Source organism: Streptomyces sp. HSW2009 (assembly GCF_040240285.1).
Taxonomy (GTDB): Bacteria; Actinomycetota; Actinomycetes; order Streptomycetales; family Streptomycetaceae; genus Streptomyces.
Window position 1 is genome coordinate 1 of record NZ_JBEHZD010000522.1, and the last position, 5,409, is coordinate 5,409.

The window sequence follows — 5,409 nt, forward strand, 5'->3', positions numbered from 1 at the left end:
GTGCGGCGACGCCCGACGCGCGGGCGACCGGCCGCCGCCGGGCCGGCCGTGGGCCGGCGGCCTCCCACTCGGCCCACCCCAGGCTGATCTCGCATCAGCACGTCAGCGACAATGGACCCACGCAGCCCCGTGCCCCGATCCCGGGGACATCCGCCCACCCCGCCCAGGCGTCGTCCGGTCGCCAGGCGTGGCCCGGGGGGAGCGACACAGCGAACGAGGAGAACTCATGTCGGGTAGCAGCCACGGACACACCCCGGCCGCCTGGACCGGCGTCACCATCGCCTTCATCGGCTTCTGCATCTCCGGTGCGTTCACCGTGATGGCCAAGCCGGTGGGCTTCTGGGCTGGGCTCGGTGTGGTCGTGATCGGCGGCATCGTGGGCATGGCGATGTCGGCCGCGGGCCTCGGCAAGCCCAAGCGCAAGCCGCACACCGTGCAGCCCGGCTCGCAGGCGTAACCCGCACCCAGCGCCACGGGGCCCGGGACCACTTCCCGGGCCCGCGGGCCGCATGCCGCCCTGGCTCCGCCCGCGTGGCGAGCCCCGCCCTCTGACGGCTCCCGGGCCCGCGGGCCGCCCGGCTCCCGGCCGCGTGACACCCGCCCCTCCCCGGGGATGGCTCCCGAGCCGCGCCCGGACCGCGTCGAGCCCCGCTCGTACCCGCCCCGCTCTCTCCTGGGCCGCCACCGCTCGTGATGAGGCCCTTGGCCCGTGACGAGGCCCTTGGCCCTCGGCGGTCGCCCCGACGCACGGGCCCGGCCCGTTCGCACGCCGTACGCCGGCCTCGTGCCCGCCCCGGCTCGTCCGCCCGCCCCCGCACGCCGCTTGCTCTGCCGGGCCCCGTTCCTGCGCGGGTCGATGCCCACGCCGCTGGTCCCGCTCCGGCCCGTACCGTCCGCGGCGACGCCCGCCGGCCCACGAACTGCTGCTCCGGCCCCGGGCTGGTCCGCCCGCCCCGCCGCGCCGGCCCTGGCCCCCGCCCACCCGCAGTGTCCTGCCCCCCGTACGGCCCCACCGGCCACGCCCTGAGGCTGCGCCGTGGCCGTCCGTGGCGGAGACTCGGAGGGTGTCCGACCAGCTCAGGGATGCTCGCTGTGGGGTGGGCGGCGCGGTACGTCGTCTTGCCGCTCCGGTCGGGGTGCTCGGGCTGGTCGTGGCCGGATTCGTGGGGGTGGCCGCGGTCGATCCGTACGAGCCGGGGCACTACCCGGCCTGTCCGATGCTCCGGTACACCGGTCTGCTCTGCCCGGGGTGTGGCGGGCTGCGCAGCGCGCACAGCTTCGCGCACGGCGAGTGGGCCGCCGCGCTGGGTGCCAATGCGCTCGCCGTCGTCGGGTACGCGGCCTGCGCCGCGCTGTGGACCTGGTGGTTCCTCCAGTGCGCCGGGCGGGCGCGGCCCCGCGGCCGGTCGCAGCGCCGCCGGGGCGCCCCGTACGCCTGGGCGGCAGTGGGGCTGGTGGTGCTGGTGTTCACCGTCGTCCGCAACCTGCCATGGGGGGTGGCGCTGGCCCCGTGACCCCCTCTGACGTGCGACGGGGCGTGGTGCGACGGTCTCAGCCGGCGACCGGATGCGCGAGCTCGGCCGTGTGGCAGATACCATCGCCATGCCTGGTGATGCGATCGTCCGCCGCACCGGCGCCGACCACCAAGCTCCACCGGAAGGGGGCCGCTCGCGTGAGTGTGCTCGATGAGATCATCGACGGAGTCCGTGCCGACCTCGCCGAACGGCAGGCGCGCGTCAGCCTCGACGAGCTCAAGCAGCGCGCCGCGAAGGCACCACAGGCCAAGGACGGCGTCGCCGCGCTCAAGGGCGACAGCGTCAAGGTGATCTGCGAGGTCAAGCGCTCCAGCCCGTCCAAGGGCGCGCTCGCCGCCATCGCGGACCCGGCCGGACTCGCCGCCGACTACGAGGCCGGCGGTGCCTCGCTGATCAGCGTGCTGACCGAACAGCGCCGCTTCGGCGGCTCGCTCGCCGCCCTGGAGGCCGTCCGCGCCCGGGTGGACATCCCGGTGCTGCGCAAGGACTTCATCGTCACGTCGTACCAGCTCTGGGAGGCCAGGGCCTACGGCGCCGACGTCGTGCTGCTCATCGTCGCCGCGCTCCACCAGGAGGCGCTGGTCTCGCTGATCGAGCGCGCCGAGTCGATCGGCCTGACCCCGCGCGGCGAGGTGCACGACGAGGACGAGGCGGAGCGCGCGGTGGACGCCGGCGCCCGGATCATCGGCGTCAACGCCCGGGACCTGAAGACGCTTGAGGTGGACCGCGGCAACTTCGCCCGGATCGCCCCCGAGATCCCCGCGCACATCGTGAAGGTCGCCGAGTCCGGCGTCCGCGGCCCGCACGACCTGATCGCGTACGCCAACGACGGCGCGGACGCCGTGCTCGTCGGCGAATCGCTGGTCACCGGCCGCGACCCGAAGACCGCCGTCGCCGACCTGGTCGCCGCAGGCGCGCACCCCGCGCTGCGGCACGGCCGGGACTGAGCCGTCGTGTCCGCCGCCCCCGCCGAGCCCGACCGCCGTGCGTTGCCTCCCTGGCACCGCGGCTGCCGGGCGCCCGCGCGGCGGGTGCGGGGGCGCCGGGTGCGCTACCACATCGGAAGCGAACCGGGCCAGGTCAACGGGCGCCGATGGCCCGGGGCGCCCACCGGCCGCTGAGCCGCACCGCGCCCCGCCGCCGCACCCGCCAGCCCGCACGACGCTCCTGAACCGCCAGTCCGACGACTGCCGGACCACAGGTGCGCCGCGCGGACCGGGTGCCCGCGGGCCCGCGCTGAGGCCGGCGCCGGGGCCGTAGTACGTGCGGACGCGATCCGGCGTGCTGCTCCGTGCCGCGTCCAAGCGTCGCCGCGCCGCCCTTCGCCGCGCCCGACGTCTCGCCCGGTACGTCGCCGCGCCGTGTACGAGCTGCCGCGTACGGCCGCCCCATCTCCCCTGACGTTGCGTTGACCTCGCGTCGACGCGTCCGACGTCCGTCGGGCCCCTGGCGTAGCCGGGGCGCCCCACACGTCCGACGCGCCGGCGTTCCCACCACCGTCGCCACCCACCGTGCGCCCCGCGCCCGGCCCGTCCGGCATCCCCCGATGTCGGCGGCGCCGCGGCCCGGTGCGCCGGTGGGGGCGGCGTGCGATCCGCGGGGCTTCGGCCCCGACCGAGGAGTGCACCGGATGACTTCCGAGTTCTTCATCCCCGACCCGCAGGGTCAAGTCCCCACCGCCGACGGGTACTTCGGCGCGTACGGCGGCACCTTCATCCCCGCGGCGCTGGGCGCCGCGGTCGACGAGGTGGCCGCCGAGTACGAGAAGGCCAAGGCCGACCCGGCGTTCGCCGCCGAACTCGGCGAACTGCTCAGCAACTACACCGGGCGGCCCAGCGCGCTGACCGAGGTGCCCAGGTTCGCCGAACACGCCGGCGGGGCGCGGATCTTCCTCAAGCGGGAGGACCTCAACCACACCGGCTCCCACAAGATCAACAACGTGCTCGGGCAGGCGCTGCTCACCCGGCGCATGGGCAAGACCCGGGTGATCGCCGAGACCGGCGCCGGGCAGCACGGCGTGGCCACCGCCACCGCCTGCGCCCTCTTCGGCCTGGAGTGCACCATCTACATGGGCGAGGTGGACACCGAGCGGCAGGCGCTCAACGTCGCCCGGATGCGGATGCTCGGCGCCGACGTCATCGCCGTGAAGTCCGGCAGCCGCACCCTCAAGGACGCCATCAACGAGGCGTTCCGCGACTGGGTCGCCAACGTGGACCGCACGCACTACCTGTTCGGCACCGTCGCGGGGCCGCACCCCTTCCCGGCGCTGGTCCGCGACTTCCACCGGGTGATCGGCGTGGAGGCGCGCCGCCAGCTCCTGGAGCGCGCCGGGCGGCTCCCGGACGCGGCCGTGGCCTGCGTCGGCGGCGGCTCCAACGCCATCGGCCTCTTCCACGCCTTCCTCCCCGACGCCGGGGTGCGGCTGGTCGGCGTGGAGCCGGCCGGGCACGGCATCGACAGTGGCGAGCACGCCGCCACGCTCAGCGTCGGCGACCCGGGCATCCTGCACGGCTCCCGCTCGTACGTGCTCCAGGACGAGGACGGACAGATCACCGAGCCGTACTCGATCTCGGCCGGCCTGGACTACCCGGGCGTCGGCCCCGAGCACGCCTACCTCAAGGACAGCGGGCGCGCCGAGTACCGCTCGGCCACCGACGACGCCGCCATGCAGGCGCTGCGGCTGCTGTCGCAGACCGAGGGCATCATCCCGGCCATCGAGAGCGCCCACGCGCTGGCCGGCGCGCTGGAGCTGGGCCGCGAACTCGGCCCCGAAGGGCTCCTGGTGGTCAACCTCTCCGGGCGCGGCGACAAGGACATGGACACCGCCGCGCGCTACTTCGGGCTGTACGACACCGCGTCCGACGCGGCGCAGGGCCAGGCAATCCAGGCAGATCAGGCGGGCGCGGCCGGCCAGCAGGACGCGACGGAAGCGGGGGCCAAGTGAGCGGCAACATCAGGCTGTTGGACGACGTGCTGGCGCGGGCCAAGGCGGAGGACCGGGCCGCGCTGGTCGGGTACCTGCCGGCCGGCTTCCCCACCGTGGACGGGGGCGTACGCGCCATTTCGGCCATGATCGAGGGCGGCTGCGACATCGTGGAGGTCGGGCTGCCGCACAGCGACCCGGTCCTGGACGGCCCGGTGATCCAGACCGCCGACGACATCGCGCTGCGCGGCGGCGTGAAGATCGTCGACGTGATCCGCACGGTCCGCGAGGTGCACGCGGCCACCGGTGCGCCGGTGCTGTGCATGACGTACTGGAACCCGGTGGACCGGTACGGCGTCGAGCGGTTCGCCGCCGACCTCGCCGCGGCCGGTGGCGCCGGCTGCATCCTGCCCGACCTGCCGGTGCAGGAGTCGGGCCCGTGGCGCCGGGCCGCCGAACGGCACGGCCTGGCGACCGTGTTCGTCGTCGCGCCCAGCAGCCGGGACGAGCGGCTGGCCACCATCACGGCCGCCGGCAGCGGCTTCGTGTACGCCGCTTCGCTGATGGGCGTGACCGGCACCCGCGCTTCGGTCGGCCAGGAGGCGGCGGAGCTGGTGGCGCGCACCAGGACCAGCACCGCCCTACCGGTCTGTGTGGGCCTCGGCGTCTCCAGCGCGGAACAGGCCGCCGAGGTGGCCCAGTTCGCCGACGGGGTGATCGTCGGCTCGGCCTTCGTCAAGGAACTCCTGGCGGCGCCCGACCTGGAGTCCGGCCTCGCCGGGGTGCGCGCGCTCGCGACCGACCTGGCCAAGGGGGTGCGCCAGCGCGGCTGACCCCGCACCGGCAGCACGCCGCAGGAACCGGGGGGCCCCCGCGCGCCGCCCCCGGGGGGGGGGGGGGGGGGGGGGGGGGGGGGGGGGGGGGGGGGGGGCGGGGGGGGGGGGGGTGGGG

6 protein-coding genes are annotated in these 5,409 nt (G+C 75.8%); all 6 read left to right on the forward strand.

Features of this window, described 5'->3' with window-relative positions:
* Positions 1-226 precede the first annotated feature (226 nt).
* Entirely contained in the window at positions 227-457 is a 231-nt protein-coding gene (locus AAHZ94_RS27755) for an HGxxPAAW family protein (RefSeq protein ID WP_349996234.1), read from the forward strand.
* 607 nt (positions 458-1,064) lie between these two features.
* Positions 1,065-1,514, forward strand: coding sequence for a DUF2752 domain-containing protein (locus AAHZ94_RS27760; RefSeq protein WP_349996236.1), 450 nt, complete (start codon positions 1,065-1,067; stop codon positions 1,512-1,514).
* A gap of 158 nt (positions 1,515-1,672) precedes the next feature.
* Positions 1,673-2,482, forward strand: coding sequence for an indole-3-glycerol phosphate synthase TrpC (gene trpC, locus AAHZ94_RS27765; RefSeq protein WP_349996238.1), 810 nt, complete (start codon positions 1,673-1,675; stop codon positions 2,480-2,482).
* Positions 2,483-2,488: 6 nt separating this feature from the next.
* A complete protein-coding gene (gene trpM, locus AAHZ94_RS36535; RefSeq protein WP_502964803.1) occupies positions 2,489-2,656 on the forward strand; it encodes a tryptophan biosynthesis modulator TrpM in 168 nt (55 codons plus the stop codon).
* Between the two features lie 509 nt (positions 2,657-3,165).
* Positions 3,166-4,479, forward strand: a complete 1,314-nt coding sequence (gene trpB / locus AAHZ94_RS27770) for a tryptophan synthase subunit beta (protein WP_349996239.1) — start codon at positions 3,166-3,168, stop codon at positions 4,477-4,479.
* Positions 4,476-5,291 (forward strand): tryptophan synthase subunit alpha, encoded by an 816-nt coding sequence (gene trpA, locus AAHZ94_RS27775; RefSeq protein WP_349996241.1) that lies wholly within the window; start codon positions 4,476-4,478, stop codon positions 5,289-5,291. The genes trpB and trpA overlap by 4 nt, the downstream gene beginning before the upstream one ends.
* The last annotated feature ends 118 nt before the right edge of the window (positions 5,292-5,409 follow it).

What these genes read in the sequence shown, in the direction of transcription:
- trpB (WP_349996239.1), top strand. Translation starts at nt 3,166, where the DNA reads ATGACTTCCGAGTTCTTCATCCCCGACCCGCAGGGTCAAGTCCCCACC.
- AAHZ94_RS27755 (WP_349996234.1), top strand. Translation starts at nt 227, where the DNA reads ATGTCGGGTAGCAGCCACGGACACACCCCGGCCGCCTGGACCGGCGTC.